General features: G+C 58.0%; 14 protein-coding genes. 9 read left to right on the top strand and 5 right to left on the bottom strand.

The window, feature by feature from the left end; translation table 11 throughout:
• The first annotated feature begins 124 nt into the window (after positions 1-124).
• The 4 genes from RAC79_RS24630 to RAC79_RS24615 all read left to right on the top strand — a co-directional run bounded on the left by RAC79_RS24630 (position 125) and on the right by RAC79_RS24615 (position 2,405).
• Complete coding sequence (locus RAC79_RS24630; protein ID WP_374997649.1) at positions 125-637, top strand: RrF2 family transcriptional regulator; 513 nt, start codon at positions 125-127, stop codon at positions 635-637.
• Positions 638-648: 11 nt separating this feature from the next.
• A complete protein-coding gene (locus RAC79_RS24625; RefSeq protein ID WP_374997648.1) occupies positions 649-1,401 on the top strand; it encodes an SDR family oxidoreductase in 753 nt (250 codons plus the stop codon).
• Between the two features lie 25 nt (positions 1,402-1,426).
• Positions 1,427-1,864, top strand: a complete 438-nt coding sequence (locus RAC79_RS24620; protein WP_374997647.1) for a cupin domain-containing protein — start codon at positions 1,427-1,429, stop codon at positions 1,862-1,864.
• A gap of 94 nt (positions 1,865-1,958) precedes the next feature.
• A complete protein-coding gene (locus RAC79_RS24615; protein ID WP_374997646.1) occupies positions 1,959-2,405 on the top strand; it encodes a carboxymuconolactone decarboxylase family protein in 447 nt (148 codons plus the stop codon).
• Positions 2,406-2,469: 64 nt separating this feature from the next.
• Here the strand turns inward: RAC79_RS24615 and RAC79_RS24610 are convergent, their stop codons facing one another.
• Entirely contained in the window at positions 2,470-3,393 is a 924-nt protein-coding gene (locus tag RAC79_RS24610) for an SDR family NAD(P)-dependent oxidoreductase (protein WP_374997645.1), read from the bottom strand.
• Between the two features lie 61 nt (positions 3,394-3,454).
• On the opposite strand from RAC79_RS24610, the gene RAC79_RS24605 reads away from it, so the two are divergent.
• The 3 genes from RAC79_RS24605 (at position 3,455) to RAC79_RS24595 (ending at position 8,239) form a co-directional block, all read left to right on the top strand.
• Complete coding sequence (locus tag RAC79_RS24605) at positions 3,455-4,390, top strand: LysR family transcriptional regulator (protein ID WP_374997644.1); 936 nt, start codon at positions 3,455-3,457, stop codon at positions 4,388-4,390.
• A gap of 234 nt (positions 4,391-4,624) precedes the next feature.
• Positions 4,625-5,752, top strand: a complete 1,128-nt coding sequence (locus RAC79_RS24600) for a Fic family protein (RefSeq protein WP_374997643.1) — start codon at positions 4,625-4,627, stop codon at positions 5,750-5,752.
• Between the two features lie 171 nt (positions 5,753-5,923).
• Positions 5,924-8,239 carry a hypothetical protein gene (locus RAC79_RS24595; protein WP_374997642.1) on the top strand — a complete coding sequence of 772 codons (2,316 nt, stop codon included), beginning with the start codon at positions 5,924-5,926 and terminating at the stop codon, positions 8,237-8,239.
• A gap of 371 nt (positions 8,240-8,610) precedes the next feature.
• Here the strand turns inward: RAC79_RS24595 and RAC79_RS24590 are convergent, their stop codons facing one another.
• Positions 8,611-9,399 (bottom strand): DUF4394 domain-containing protein, encoded by a 789-nt coding sequence (locus RAC79_RS24590; RefSeq protein WP_374997641.1) that lies wholly within the window; start codon positions 9,397-9,399, stop codon positions 8,611-8,613.
• Between the two features lie 204 nt (positions 9,400-9,603).
• On the opposite strand from RAC79_RS24590, the gene RAC79_RS24585 reads away from it, so the two are divergent.
• Together RAC79_RS24585 and RAC79_RS24580 are read left to right on the top strand one after the other, a co-directional pair.
• On the top strand, positions 9,604-10,149 hold the full coding sequence (locus tag RAC79_RS24585) for a sigma-70 family RNA polymerase sigma factor (RefSeq protein ID WP_374997640.1): 546 nt from the start codon (positions 9,604-9,606) through the stop codon (positions 10,147-10,149).
• Positions 10,146-10,850 carry an anti-sigma factor domain-containing protein gene (locus tag RAC79_RS24580; protein ID WP_374997639.1) on the top strand — a complete coding sequence of 235 codons (705 nt, stop codon included), beginning with the start codon at positions 10,146-10,148 and terminating at the stop codon, positions 10,848-10,850. The genes RAC79_RS24585 and RAC79_RS24580 overlap by 4 nt, the downstream gene beginning before the upstream one ends.
• Positions 10,851-10,916: 66 nt before the next feature.
• Here RAC79_RS24580 and RAC79_RS24575 read toward each other — a convergent pair whose 3' ends face one another.
• The 3 genes from RAC79_RS24575 to RAC79_RS24565 form a co-directional block, all read right to left on the bottom strand.
• Positions 10,917-11,735, bottom strand: coding sequence for an alpha/beta fold hydrolase (locus RAC79_RS24575; RefSeq protein ID WP_374997638.1), 819 nt, complete (start codon positions 11,733-11,735; stop codon positions 10,917-10,919).
• Positions 11,736-12,155: 420 nt separating this feature from the next.
• Complete coding sequence (locus RAC79_RS24570) at positions 12,156-12,884, bottom strand: SDR family oxidoreductase (protein WP_003521601.1); 729 nt, start codon at positions 12,882-12,884, stop codon at positions 12,156-12,158.
• A 52-nt stretch (positions 12,885-12,936) separates the two neighbouring features.
• Complete coding sequence (locus RAC79_RS24565) at positions 12,937-14,061, bottom strand: ABC transporter ATP-binding protein (protein WP_374997637.1); 1,125 nt, start codon at positions 14,059-14,061, stop codon at positions 12,937-12,939.
• Positions 14,062-14,065 lie beyond the last annotated feature (4 nt).

Genomic DNA, 14,065 nt, shown 5'->3' with positions numbered 1-14,065 from the left:
GGCAATAGTCAGGCGGACCTTCGGCTTCTGATCTCATGTTCGATATTTCGAGCAGATCACGTGATCGGGCATTGACATGGACCTCAATCATAGACATTTTATATCCACGATTCGGAGATGCAACATGAAACTGAGCGAAGGCGTTGAGCAGGCCATCCACTGCACGGCATTTCTGGCAGGCCTGTCGCAAGACGGCGTGCTGTCAGCGGCAGCACTGGCCGAACACCACGGCGTGTCAACGAGCTATCTTCTAAAGCATCTGCAGGCGCTGTCCGGTGCCGGGATTGTCGCGACGACGCCGGGACCGAAGGGCGGCTATCGGCTGGCGAAAGCGCCGAAGGACATCAGCCTCCTCGACATCGTCCTCGCGGTCGAAGGACCGGCACCCGCCTTCCGGTGCGCCGAAATCCGGCAGCGAGGCCCCAACCCTCTGCCGCAGCGCTACTTCACAAAACCCTGCCAGATCAACGCCGCGATGCTGAAGGCTGAAAAGGCCTATCGCGCAGAACTCGCCAAGGTGTCCGTCGCGGACCTTCTGGCGGACCTTGGTGCAGCCGACGACGGTGGTATCGCCGCTCGGGGATGCGCCTTCCTTGAACTCCACGAACGCAAGACGGGCAATCGAGCCTCGTCATAGGAGAAAGCACCATGACCAAGATGAAGAAGGTCGTCGTCATCGGCGGCACGGGCCTGATCGGCTCGAAGGCAGTGAAGCTGCTGCAGGACGCCGGCCACGAGGCCGTCGTCGCCAGCTCCCGCAACGGCATCAACGCCTATACGGGAGAAGGACTGGAAGAAGCCCTCGCAGGAGCGGACGCCGTCATCGACGTGTCGAACATGATGTCCTTCGACAAGGCTGTCATTACCGACTTCTTCGCGACGTCGAGCCGCAACCTGACGAGCGCGGAGCAGGCCGCGGGTGTGCGCCATCACGTCGTCCTGTCGATCGTCAATGCCGATCAGCTCGCGGCCAATCCTTACATGGCAGGTAAGCTGGCTCAGGAGGAGGCCGTCGCTACCTCGGGCCAGGCCTTCACGATCGTTCGGGCGACACAATTCCATGAATTCACGGAGACGCTGGTGGACGCGTACTCGGCCGACGGCGCGGTGAAAGTGCCAGATATCGACTTTCAGCCGATCGCAGCCGATGACGTCGCCGCCGCTCTGGTGGAGGCCGCGCTGGGAGGCCCGAAGAACGGAACAGTCGACCTTGCTGGACCCGAGCGCGCACCGTTCGAATCCTTCATCCGGACCTATCTCGATGCAAAGGGCGACGCCCGGCCGGTGAGCGCCGACGCCTCCGTCGACTACTTTGGCGCTCCCGTCGTCACGGGCTCGTTGGTGCCCAGCGGCAACTACATCAAGGGCAAGATCACGCTCGCCGGATGGCTTAACACCTAAACCACCGAACATCAGGAGAAAAATCATGAAAGCATTTCTCTATGCCGCCGCCGCACTGGCAGCCTCGTTGGCCGCTGCCCAGGCGCATGACGTCACCAAGCCTGCGCTGGCCTACGATACGAAGGACGCCAAGGTGACACTGGTCTATGAGCATCCTCTTCCAGACGTACCAGGAAAGAGCATCAAGGCCGCACTGGTCGAGTACGGCCCCGGCGGTTATAGCGCCGCACACACCCACGCAAAATCCGCGCTGATCTACGCAACCATCCTTGAAGGCTCAGTCTTGAGCGCGGTGAACGGCGGCGAAGCGAAAACCTTTACTGTGGGCCAGAGCTTCACGGAACTTCCCGGTGACCTTCACGACGTCTCCGCCAATGCCAGCAAGACAGAGCCGGCGAAACTGCTCGCCGTCTTCGTCGTCGACACCGACGAAACCGTCCTGACGACGCCGCGCAAGCCGTAGCGCTAGCTACCAGACCTACCTCCTCAACTACTGCACAAGCAACGACGGTTTACCCGGCGAACGGAGAACCGTGTCCAGAAGAAAGGAAAACAACATGTCCCGCATAAACTGGTCAGAAGTCGCTCCCGAGGGCGCCAAGGCGCTTCTCGGTATCCATCACTACGTCACGAAGAGCACGAACCTTCCGGAAGAACTGATTCATCTCGTATTCCTGCGCGTTTCGCAAATCAATGGCTGCGCCCACTGCATCGACAAGCACAGCCGCGATCTGCGCAAGACGATGTCAGTGGACAAGATCACCCTGCTGCCGGTCTGGGACGAGGTGCCTCATCTGTTCAACGAACAGGAACGTGCCGCTCTCGCCTGGGCCGAGGAGGTGACCAACGTCAGCCAGACCCACGCCTCGGACGAGGCTTATGCCGCGGCCGCGTCAGCCTTCGAACCGAAGGATCTTGTCGATCTGACGATCACGATCGCGACGATGAACGCCTTCAACCGCTTGGGCGCGCCGTTCCGGCTTCCGGTGGCGGCCAAGGCCTGATCAGCGTCCGGTCATCGCTCGACGAGCACCCTGCCGGTCCGGACAGGTCGACAGGGTGTTCCGCTCACAGAGGCAATCCCAGCAACCGCGTCGCGATCTCCCAGAGGCGGACCGCGTTGTCCTCATCAACGGCGTATCTCGCCACGCCTTTGAAGGGCCCAGGTCCCCGCTCGTCAACGACCGAGGCCTCCTGGCAATCGTCGAAATATCTACCGGAAATGCCTTCGACGAGCGGCGAACCCGCCAGCAGCACCGACGTGGCTGCCCCCTGCTCTATTGTCTTGCGCAAATGCTCGGGGGTTCGCAGGCCTCCGGTGTGCTTCTGAAGCCCCGTGGCAATCGCTCCGGGATTGAGCGCGTTGGACGTTATCCCGTCGCTGGCCCAGTTCTTGGTGATCCCAACGGACAGCAGGATGCAGGCTGTCTTCGATTGCCCATAAGCAAGCAGCGGATCGTATGGAATGAAGCGGAAGTCCGGATCGTCCCAGAACACGGGCGCGAACAGGTTGCCAGTCGAGGCGACGGAAACGATACGGGCACCATTTGCCTTGGCTAGATGCCGTCGCAGCGCTAGCGTGAGTGCGAAATGCCCCAAATAGTTCGTCGCGAACTGCATCTCCCGTCCTTCCGCAGTCCGCTGGATTTCCGGAATGGCCATGACGCCCGCATTGTTGACGAGGACATGCGGGGGCTCGTTCCAACTCTCCGCAAATTCCTGCACGGAAGACAGATCCGCGAGGTCGAGGCGGCGAACGCGCAGTTGAGCCTCGGGCATGCTCTTTTTCAGCTCAGCGACTGCCTTCTCGGCCTCGTCCGGACGCCGAGCTGCAATGGTCACGGCCGCGCCTGCGGCGGCAAGAGCTCTGCTCGTCTCCAGCCCGATGCCAGCTGCTCCTCCGGTTACGATGACGTTCCGGCCGGCAAGGTCGACGCCTTCCAGAACGTTGGCGGCCGTAGATGAAAAGCCGAACGGTATAGGTAAAGTCATGGTCGTACTCCTTCAGTAATCGACTTGTCCCGAAGATAAGCACGTGGCATTCATGAACTAGATGACTGAGACTACACGCAATGATGAGTTAATTCGTACAGTCGGCTTGCTCCCTCCTGGCGAGCTAGCGGCCTTCCTTGCCGTCGCCGAGCACGGAGGTTTTCGCGCTGCGTCCCGAGTTCTGGGCCAGACGGCGTCGGCGTTGAGCCACGCAGTCGCCGGACTGGAGAGACGTCTCAAAGTGAAGCTCTTCCACCGTTCGACGAGGAACGTCTCGCTGACGGAGCCTGGGCGGAGACTTGCGGAGCGGCTCATGCCGGCGCTCAGCGAAATCGGAATGGCGGTCGAGGAGCTTCACGACCAAGCCGCCTCGCCGTCCGGGCTCGTACGGATCAACTGCGACGCCAACGCCGCCGAGCAGGTGCTAATGCCGCTGTTGACGCGCTTCGTGAAGCTGCAGCCGGCAATGCGCTTCGAAATCCGGTCCGAAGGGCGACTGGTCGATATCGCCGAAGGAGGTTTCGACTGCGGCATCCGCGCGGCGGAACTCGTCCCCGGCGAGATGGTCGCAATCCCGATCGGTCCAGACCAGCAGCACATCGTGGTGGCATCGCCCGCCTATCTCGACAATGCGCCGCTTCTCGAAAGTCCGTCGGATCTCTCGCTTCACCAGTGCATCCAGCTCCGCATGGCGGGCGGGTCGATTTATCGCTGGGAGTTTCAGCGCCGGGGCGAGGATGTCGTCGTGGCGACGACCGGCAACCTCGTGGTCGACCAGTCCCGACTTCTTCTGGCCGCGGCTCTGGACGACTGCGGCCTCGCCTATGTCACTCGATGGATGGCCGAGGAAGCACTTGCGGACGGGAGACTCCGGCAGGCGTTAGCCGAGTGGACGCCGCCCTATCCTGGCCTCTGCCTTTACTATCCCAGACACCGCCATATCGGAGCGGGGATGCGGGCCTTTCTGGACTTTTTGAGGGCCAATCGATCGATCTAAGCTCTTGAAGGGATATGAACCAGCGACCCTGGTAATCAATTTTCCCCGAGTGGGAGAGTGTATTAACACAGCAATTCGTTGGAACGATTTGAACAAGATCGACCAGTCTCTTAATCCCATGGCGACCGCTAGCATCATTGATCTGAGCGTCGTGCGGAGATTAAGCACTATAACGTCCGCATAGTTGCGGAGATTAAGCTTGCTATTCTCCGCATTCGGAGCGTACTATGAATTATGGTGTATATCTGGCAATCCTCTCAATGGCCGAAGTTCCACTGGAAGCTCGAGCGCTTGGCGTCGAAAGTGTCAGCCGTACGCCTTGATCAAGGGCGCCTCATCGGCCGCGTCGAGAGCCTCGGGTTTCGTATACGGGAGGCAACGTTCCTGCAGGCGCTGACGGACGACGTTGTCAAATCGTCGGCGATCGAAGGGGAGCGTCTGGATGAACAGCAGGTCCGATCATCGTTAGCCCGACGGCTTGGTATCAACATAGATGGCTTCGTGACCCCGAACAGGTCTGTTGAAGGTATTGTCCATATCACTCTCGACGCCACGATCAATTGCTCACACTCACTGACGGCAGAGCGGCTATTTCAATGGCATGCAGCGCTGTTTCCGACCGGACGAAACGAATGGGGCCACAAGCTGCGTGTCGGAAATTGGCGTGACGACTCAGGCGGTCGTATGGAAATCGTGTCAGGCGCATTCGGATACGAGAAAGTTCACTATGTCGCGCCGCCGGCAGATTGCTTAGAGCGTGAGATGTCGACCTTCCTCGAATGGTTCAACAAAACGCATGATCTCGATCCTCTCGTAAAAGCGGCTGTCGCCCACCTTTGGTTCGTAGCCATCCATCCATTCGGAGATGGCAACGGTCGCATCACCCGCGCAATCGCAGACATGATACTTGCACAAAGCGGTGGCGGGGCACAGAGACTTTACTCCATGTCCGCCGCTATTGAGAAGTCGCGGACGGGCTATTATGAAGCCCTGCAATTAGTCACTAGTAACGAATCTCTCAACATAACAAGCTGGGTCGAGTGGTTCTTGGATCGTTTGGGCAACGCGGTTGAAGGTGCGCTCGCAACTCTCGATAACGTCTTGCTGAAAAATGACTTTTGGCAAAAGCATGCTGTGCATGATCTTAATCCGCGACAAGCTAAGGTCCTCAACAGGTTGCTAGAGGGCAATTTCGAAGGCAAGCTCACATCAACGAAGTGGGCGAAGCTGACGAACGCATCTCAAGATACGGCGTCCCGCGACATTGCAGACCTGTTGGAGAAAGGCATTCTACGGAAAGGGGAAGCAGGAGGCCGCAGCACATCCTATGAGCTGATTGTGGATTTTCGGAGAACCAATTGACGAGAGGAGCTCAGTTAGAGGCGTTAGAAGTCGCGATGGCTCTTCCTCCGGAAAGCAACACATCACTTCGGCGTAGTCGCATCAATTCAATCAGCGTATTAATACCTCATTAACCTCATTCCCTTAGCAAGCCGCGCCCAGGCTGGGCTGTTATCTGCAAGGGAAACCTGAATGAGCATAGATCAATCGGCAATCGTCTTTCGGCGCAAGATTTCCAGCTTCTGCGACATGAAGTTGGCACCACTCACAGACGCAAGACAAGTTCGAGCAATTTCAGAATATATGATCGGTCTCATCGATGATCAGATGCCTCCTCCAATGTTCGGCAGGCACGTCAATTGGGAAGAAATCTCACTCGCATGCGGTCTTGATCAAATATCAGCAGAACTCAGGAGGGTCGGCCAGTACGGTTTCGATGCGATCTCACGGTGGCTCGCTGAAACCGGGCGAAGCCATAAAAGACCCTCGGCCGCGCGCAAAGGAGCAGAAACACGGAGCCGCGTAAAAGGTCTCTCAAGCAAACAAGCTTCTGACGCGGCAAAACCCGGTTATCGATCAAAGCCCGGCCCGAAACCCAAGCCCATCGAAGAGTTCCCGGAACCGCTTTTCGAGACTTACGACGAACCGGTGTCGTTTCAGGCGGCTCTCCAGTTTCATATCGACCGTTTCGGCGAGAGCTATTACCATTTGCATCGCGCCATTTTCCGAGAAGGAGATGCGCTTGAAGCAACAACGTTGTTGAGCTGGTTGAAGGGAACGAAAGTGCCCCGCAGCGTGGCAAACTTGGAAATCCTCAATCGAATAGAACGCCGGTACCGACTGCCACTCGGTTACTTCAAGGAAAAGCTGCCACATCAGTCTCGCGCCGGGGCCGGATATGACGTTGGTGACGACGTATCTCCCGCGGAGCGCCGACGTCTGGCATGGCATCTGCCGGATGATTTCAACTTACTGCCGGAGGAAAAGCGTGCGGAAATCCTTGAATGGGTAAGGCGGGTTATTCTAACCGGTGCGACGGACTATCGTCGTTATCAGGCGCTGGCGACGAAACAACGTTATGCCATCCGCTTTCCTGGCGTAACGTACGGCGGTTCTCGCAGACCGATGACGTCACCCCGTAAGGTGGTCGATGAATGTAAAGACGAGCTGGAAGACCCCGATATGCTTTCCGGCGTAATCGACGCACCTGCCCAACTTGCGCTCGAAATGGCCAATCTGATGTCGTTCAAGACCGCGACCCTGACGGCAGTCGGCTTCAAGCGCAATGGAGTTTGGGGCGAGGAAACGGCATCTCAGAAGCTCGAACATCTTGGGTTGATGTTTGGTGCTCTTGCTGCGTCACCTGAGGGCGAAGTCGCCGGTCGAGGCGTGCCGCTAAGCGCATTGACCTTTGGACTCTTGGTTTTTCCGGGTGTCTGGGATTGGTATCTACAGTGGCGGGAGCGACGACGCGGCTTCTACACGGCCTGGGAAGCGGACATGCTCAGCATCTCGTTGTCGCTCACCCGAGAGGAAACCGGTTGGATCAGGCAACATCCCGAACTCATCGAGCGCGTGGTGCCGGTAAATGGCTTGGTTACGAAAAAGGAGATCGCCTTCGCCCGGCGTGATTGGCACGCTTGCTGCGACGCGTTCCATTCTCACGCAAGGAACCGCATCAGGGAAATCCAACGGGTGATGCGCGTTCATCGAGACCCATTTGAGCCGATCATGTGTGTGCTTGAGGCACCAAGCCCGCTTGCCGAATACCGCAAGATCACAGACGAAATCCTTTTCCGCATGCCTGACAAAGACCGCTATCCGAGAGCTGCTGCAGAATCCGTGCGCTCGTTTCTCATGTTGAGGCTAGGACTTCATCTTGGGTTGCGACAGAAGAACCTCCGACAGCTGCTGTTTTGCCCACGCGGACATTTCCCAACGTCCGAAAGGCGTCTGGAAGAGATGCGGCGCGGAGAAATTCGGTGGAACGACAGAGAGCGAGGCTGGGAAGTTTTGATCCCGTCGGTCGCCTTTAAGAACGCCAACTCGTCGTTCTTCGGATCAAAGCCATTCAGACTGATCCTGCCAGACTTGCTCAACCTTTATCACTACATCAACGCCTACATCGAACGTCATCGAAAGGTTCTGCTCGGTCAGGCTACCGATCCGGGTACTTTCTTCGTCAAAACCGTCAAGCTATCAAGCGCTGACGCCGCCTATAATCAAACGACATTCTACGAGGCTTGGCGTCTCATCATCCAACGCTATGGCATCTATAACCCTTATACCGGTCGCGGAGCAATCAGTGGCTTGCTGCCGCACGGCCCACACAATGTTCGGGACGTGTTGGCAACGCACATCCTCAAACTCACGGGCTCATATGAACAGGCGAGCTATGCCATTCAGGATACGCCGGAAATGGTTCAACAGCACTACGGGCGTTTCTTGCCGCAAGACAAAGCAGCACTTGCGGCCAAAATACTGAACCAAGTATGGGAGGCGGCGTAATGGGTGCCGGGCTGGCGATGTCATGAACACCGCCAGCGTTCAGCGAAGAGATCCACGATCCAGCGAACTGCTTTGTTACTAATTGCACTGCGAGCTATAGATTCGAAAGAGGCATTACGGCGCCAACCTCATAATTGGGACCTCGAACTATAACTCCGCAACTTCAGAGGCTTCCGCGACTCAAGAAATGACAACCATCGATCCTGCCGCCCCAACTAGGCTTGCATACCGCAGCAACGCCCAATCGCCTTTGCCGTCGGAAAAGCAATAATAATCAGACATCTGGATCGCTCTCGCAAACATTAGGCCTCCAAAACGGAAGCGCGGACGGCGGCAAATTGCTACTAGATGCCTCCGTCCGTCTTCCTGTTTCACATAGCGGGAAGAACAGCGATGTCGCGAACTTCGTTGTCCGTGCCTGTAATAGCACCGACTTCCGATGCGGCACCCGTTTCGAGATTGACGGTGTAAAGCATTTTGTTTGCAGCGAGATAGGCGGTATTCTTGCCGCCTTCCATGCCCTGGATATCGAAGGCATAGGTGGCGGGTTTATCTTTAAGCCCAAGCTTGCCGATCGCCTTCAAAGTGCCGTCATTCGGCTTGGTCTGCTGGACCAGAGCACCGATGGTCGCGTCGATATTGAACATCGCGGTCTTTTCTGGCTTGCCGATGGAGTTGGTGTAGGCGGCTGCGACAATGTTGGGCACCTCGCCCTTGTGCATGTCACCATCCTCGAAGGCTAGCGTTCCGTCTACCGTGACTGCACCGGTATCGGGGTGAACACGGTGGTTGGTGGTGCCACTCATGAAACGAAGACGATCAGCCATCGGGTTGAAGTCAACGACGACCGGCGCCTCCGTCATCGTCAGCATCTTGTCCATTTTCGCCAGATCGGTGGCTGCACCGCTTTCGAGATTGATGGTGACGATGCGATGATCCGGGGTAACGCCGATGACCGTCTTGTTGCCGGGGCGGTAGTCGATGCCGACGAGCTTGTCGACGCCGGTTACTTCCATGGTCTTTGTCACCGCGGGCTTTTCAGTATCGAACATGACGAGTGTCTTGTCGCCCGTCAGCCCAAGAACGGGTGCCGAAAAGGCTGTCGATGCCATGGCGGCGAAGGCTGCGGAGGCGATCAGTGCGAAACGAATGGTCTTCATGTCTTTCTCCCGTGCGTTCAACGTTCAAGAAGGCGTCAGGCACTCGGCTTTTGACCCTTCTTTGTTGAAGACACCGCAAAGGATGCGTTTGGATGCAGGTGAGAAAAATAATTTTCAGGGTGCATTCATTCGCTGCCTGGATGGGTATAGTTCCAGAAGGCTGACGATGTTTAACCGCGGCATCAAGGGAGGATAAGGATATTGATGGGCTCTGGGCCGGATGATCTGGATAAGGCGCTTGCCGCCTGCGCCAAGGGCGACCGATTGGCACTGCGACGCATTTTCGATCAGGAGGCCGGGCGGCTGGTCGCTGTGGCGCAACGCATCGTCAGGCGTCGCGAGCTTGCCGAAGAGGTGGTCCAAGAAGCCTTTATCCGAATATGGACCCACGCTTATCAATACAGTGCCGACCGTGGCTCCGCGCGGGGATGGATTTATGCCATCGTTCGAAACAGGGCGCTCAATCTCCTGCGGGATGGCAGGCGTGAACATTCGGTCGCAGAGGTCGAAACGCTTCAGGAAACCGAGCAAGCAGACACAATCATGGCAGCGTGGCACCGGCTGGACCGGCAATCCCGGCTGCACGAATGCCTCGGATCGCTCGATGAAACGAAGCGGCACGGGATTCTTATGGCCTATGTTGGCGGGTATTCACACGGGGAGATCGCTGGCAGACTGCGCGTTCCGCTTGGGACTGTGAAATCCTGGATCAGGCGCGGGCTTTTGACGCTCCGGGAGTGCATGGCATGACCTATGATCGCAAGGACATAGCGCACCTCGCCGATGAGTATGTACTGGGTTTGGCCGAGAGCGCCACCGCCGCGGAAGTCGAGGAAGCCATGGAGCGTGATCCCGAACTGAAGGCCGCGATTGCCGCAAGCCGCGAGCGTTTTCTGCCGCTGGACACAGCAGTTACACCGGCAACCGTCGACGAGGCTCTTTGGCATCGCATTGAATCAGCGCTGCCTGCGCAGCATGCGAAAAGCGACACTCCTGTGTCCACGGTTGCGAATGATAATAACAGCGAAGGCTGGAAGATTGCGGCACTCTCGTCATTTGCAGCTGCGTTGTTGCTTGCGATCGGTCTTGGATACAGCCTCACTCGCACGATAGAGCCGCTTGTCGTCGCCGTTCTGATCAATGAGGCCGGAGAGGTTCAGGCTGTCGTCGAGGACTTTGGAAACAAGCGGGCGACGATACGGATGCTGGCCGATTTTGCCGTGCCGAACGATAAAGCGATAGAGGTCTGGACGCTTCCGTCTCGGGAAATGGGGCCTGTTTCGCTTGGATTGCTGGAAGGCGTTCGCTCGGCTCGCCTTGACGGGCCCGCATTGCCAACCCCGCGTGACAATCAGCTATACGAGATCACGCTCGAACAGGCGGGTGGATCGCCAACAGGTCGTCCCACTGGCCCGATCTTGGCGAAGGGATTGGCGAGGTTTCCGCGCTGACATATTTTGAAATGACGTCCGATTATTGAGACAGTGGGCGCATGCTTGGATGCGCCCACCCTGTCATCAGGCAAGAAACTCGATCAGGTCCTGGTTCAGGCGATCAGGAACAGTCGCAAACAGGCCATGGGGTTCTCCGTCATACTCGATGAGCTTTGCTCCGGCGATACCGTTCGCAGCCGCTCGGCCTGTTGGATCGATTGGCACCGTCTTGTCGCCCGTGCCATGGATGACCAACGTGGGAATTGTAAACGCCGCGAAATCTGGCCGGAAGTCCGTCTTGCCGAATGCGTCAACGCAATCGATTGTGGCCTTTGGGCTTGCCATAACACCGAGAACAAAGGACCAGTCCAGAATGCCTTGGCTTACCGGGCTGGTCACGAAGCCGACGCCGTAGAACGTCTTGGCAAAGCTTTGCAGGAAGTCGAAGCGATCCTTGCGGATATCCTTCTTCATGCCTTCAAAGACGCTGGCATCAACACCATCAGGGTTGCTCTCGTCCTTGAGAAGATAACCGGCAACCGACGCGACAAGAACTGCTTTTGATACTTTCGACGCGCCGTGCCTCGTGAGATAGCGAGCAATTTCGCCACCGCCCATGGAAAAGCCGACAAGCGAAACACTCTGGAGTTCTAGGCCATCGATGACAGCGGCAAGGTCATCGGCGAAGGTATCATAGTTGTAGCCGCTCGCCGGATGTCCAGACTGGCCGAATCCCCGACGGTCATATGTGATGACCCGGAAGCCTGCTTCCAGCAGAGCCACCGTCTGGTATTCAAACATATCGCCGGTCAGCGGCCAGCCGTGGATAAGGATGACCGGGCGGCCTTCGCCCATATCCTTGACGTGCAGTTTCGTGCCATCTTTTGCTTCGATGAATGCCATCTGGTGACTCCCTTGATGATGTCATCGGTAAAGCTTGCAAAACAGATAGAGTTCCTTCGAAACTTTTGACTTGAGCCCGTCAACGACGCTTGTTGGATTGCCGCTCATAACAAGTCGGAGGCTGCGCAGGCGGCTAAACCCGCACAGTTATCGTCAAGACCGCTCCTGCCACGAAGCAGCACTGTGCACTTTGACTCGCGTCTCAAATCACGGTCTAACTTTTGAACCGAATCGAACCTACGGCCGCTCTGTTGTTTCGCATCGATCTCATCCGGACTCTTCGGGATGTAAGAAATCTAGAAATCCCAGTCCTCAATCACGTTCGCCAGGGCCTCGTCAATCATAAGAGGACACACCTGGAAGCGCTCGGGCCATGCTCTGTCTGACCTCTAAGACGAAGGGCGTAACACTACCAACATATCAGCAGCAGGTGAAACCGCCGTCGATGGGCAGCGAAACGCCGGTAATCATCGAGGCTGCGTCGCTAAGCAGGAAAACGATGGGTGCGGCGATTTCCGCTTCGCTGGCCCACCGGCCGAGCGGCATTTGCTTCAGGAAAGGCTCGGCCACATGCGGCTGGCTCCAGTGGCCGGACGAGATCGGCGTCATCACGACGGTTGGATTGACGCTGTTGACGCGGATATTGTAGCGGCCGAGCTCCAGCGCCGAGCAGCGGGTGATGTTGTCGAGAGCTGCTTTGGACGAGCCGTAGGAAATGTGGCCCGGCAACGCCACAAGGGCTGCCTGGCTGGAGACGTTGACGATGGCGCCGCCCTTGCCGAGCCTCACCATGGACTGGCTGGCATATTTCGTTACCAAGAGCGCACCACGCGCATTGATGGTGATGACCTTGTCGAAAATGGCGATATCCGTATCCATCGGCGTGGCGATCTCGCCGCCGAAACCGCCGCAATTGACGACGCCCCACAGATCCAGCCCCTCCAGCGCGGCGCGGATTTCCTCGTCGCGGGCGAGATCGAACGCCAATGTGCGGCAACCGGTTTCCTTCGCGATCGCCTCGAGCGCCTCCTGCGAACGCCCTGCCGCGATGACATCGGCATTGGCGCGCACGAGATGGCGCACCGTTTCCCCGCCAATACCGCCGCTGCCGCCCGTCACAAGGATCGTTCTGCCCTGAAAATCCGTCATTTCCCGTCTTCCTCCCTCATGGCGCCGAAGATTCCGCACCCTTCACAATGTTTCAATTGATCCGCACCGGTTCAGTCTCTCCCGGGGTCTTCATATCCCGCGACACTCTCTGCCCATTCGCATCGAACAGATGGCAGGTGGCGGCGGGGAACGACACGGCTATCCGGTCTCCCGCACGCGCTATGCGGCCAAGACTGTCTCTTATGGTGATGGTTTCCTCACCCTCGCGGACATGGATGAAAGTATCGCTGCCGAGCAGTTCGACCATCGTCGCTTTCATCGAATAGGACTGTCCGCCCTGTCCGTCGCCGATTGCAATATGTTCGGGGCGGATGCCGAGGGTCACGGTGTCGCCAGGCTCAAGCGGCCTTGAAACCGCAATATCGAGGGAGGGACCGGCGGCGAGAGACACGGTGGCGATGCCTTCTGCGGCTGAGACGACGCGCGCTTTCAGAAGGTTCATGGCGGGCGAACCGATGAAACCCGCGACGAAAAGATTGGCGGGACGCTGGTAAAGCGCAAGCGGCGAGCCGATTTGCTCGATGCGGCCGCCATTCATGACGACGATCTTGTCGGCAAGCGTCATCGCTTCCACCTGATCGTGCGTGACATAGATCATCGTGCAGCCGAGTTCCGCCTTGAGCCGCGCAATCTCCACCCGCATGCCGACACGCAGGGCCGCATCGAGGTTGGAAAGCGGTTCATCGAGCAGGAAAAGCTTCGGCTTGCGCGTCATCGCCCGACCGATGGCGACACGCTGGCGCTGACCGCCGGACAATTCGCGCGGCTTGCGTTTCAGATAGCTCGAAAGCCGCAGTTTCCCGGCCGCACGGCCTACCCGCTCGCCAATTTCAGCTGTGGGCGTTCGGCCGATTTCTAGCCCGAAGCCGATGTTGCGGGCAACATCCATATGCGGATAGAGCGCATAGGACTGGAAGACCATGGCCACACCGCGTTCTGGCGGCTCGGCATCGCTCATATCCGCGCCATCCACCAGCACGCGGCCCGAACTGATCGGCTCCAGCCCGGCAATGATGCGCAGCAGCGTGGATTTTCCGCAGCCCGAGGGGCCGACCAGCACGCAGAATTCGCCATCTTCTATGGTCAGCGACAATTCGGGAATGACCGTCAGGCTGCCGAAGGCCTTGGTGATTTTGTTGATCGAAAGCGTCGCCATGGGT

Source organism: Agrobacterium sp. LR_9, from assembly GCF_041954855.1.
In the GTDB taxonomy this organism is placed as follows: Bacteria; Pseudomonadota; Alphaproteobacteria; order Rhizobiales; family Rhizobiaceae; genus Agrobacterium; species Agrobacterium leguminum.
This window is presented reverse-complemented; position numbering and strand designations above follow the sequence as displayed.

Bases quoted from the DNA above. Each gene is read 5' to 3' on its own strand.
- RAC79_RS24630 (WP_374997649.1), top strand. From the start codon at position 125: ATGAAACTGAGCGAAGGCGTTGAGCAGGCCATCCACTGCACGGCATTT.
- RAC79_RS24625 (WP_374997648.1), top strand. From the start codon at position 649: ATGACCAAGATGAAGAAGGTCGTCGTCATCGGCGGCACGGGCCTGATC.
- RAC79_RS24620 (WP_374997647.1), top strand. From the start codon at position 1,427: ATGAAAGCATTTCTCTATGCCGCCGCCGCACTGGCAGCCTCGTTGGCC.
- RAC79_RS24615 (WP_374997646.1), top strand. From the start codon at position 1,959: ATGTCCCGCATAAACTGGTCAGAAGTCGCTCCCGAGGGCGCCAAGGCG.
- RAC79_RS24610 (WP_374997645.1), bottom strand. From the start codon at position 3,393: ATGACTTTACCTATACCGTTCGGCTTTTCATCTACGGCCGCCAACGTT.
- RAC79_RS24605 (WP_374997644.1), top strand. From the start codon at position 3,455: ATGACTGAGACTACACGCAATGATGAGTTAATTCGTACAGTCGGCTTG.
- RAC79_RS24600 (WP_374997643.1), top strand. From the start codon at position 4,625: ATGGTGTATATCTGGCAATCCTCTCAATGGCCGAAGTTCCACTGGAAG.
- RAC79_RS24595 (WP_374997642.1), top strand. From the start codon at position 5,924: ATGAGCATAGATCAATCGGCAATCGTCTTTCGGCGCAAGATTTCCAGC.
- RAC79_RS24590 (WP_374997641.1), bottom strand. From the start codon at position 9,399: ATGAAGACCATTCGTTTCGCACTGATCGCCTCCGCAGCCTTCGCCGCC.
- RAC79_RS24585 (WP_374997640.1), top strand. From the start codon at position 9,604: ATGGGCTCTGGGCCGGATGATCTGGATAAGGCGCTTGCCGCCTGCGCC.
- RAC79_RS24580 (WP_374997639.1), top strand. From the start codon at position 10,146: ATGACCTATGATCGCAAGGACATAGCGCACCTCGCCGATGAGTATGTA.
- RAC79_RS24575 (WP_374997638.1), bottom strand. From the start codon at position 11,735: ATGGCATTCATCGAAGCAAAAGATGGCACGAAACTGCACGTCAAGGAT.
- RAC79_RS24570 (WP_003521601.1), bottom strand. From the start codon at position 12,884: ATGACGGATTTTCAGGGCAGAACGATCCTTGTGACGGGCGGCAGCGGC.
- RAC79_RS24565 (WP_374997637.1), bottom strand. From the start codon at position 14,061: ATGGCGACGCTTTCGATCAACAAAATCACCAAGGCCTTCGGCAGCCTG.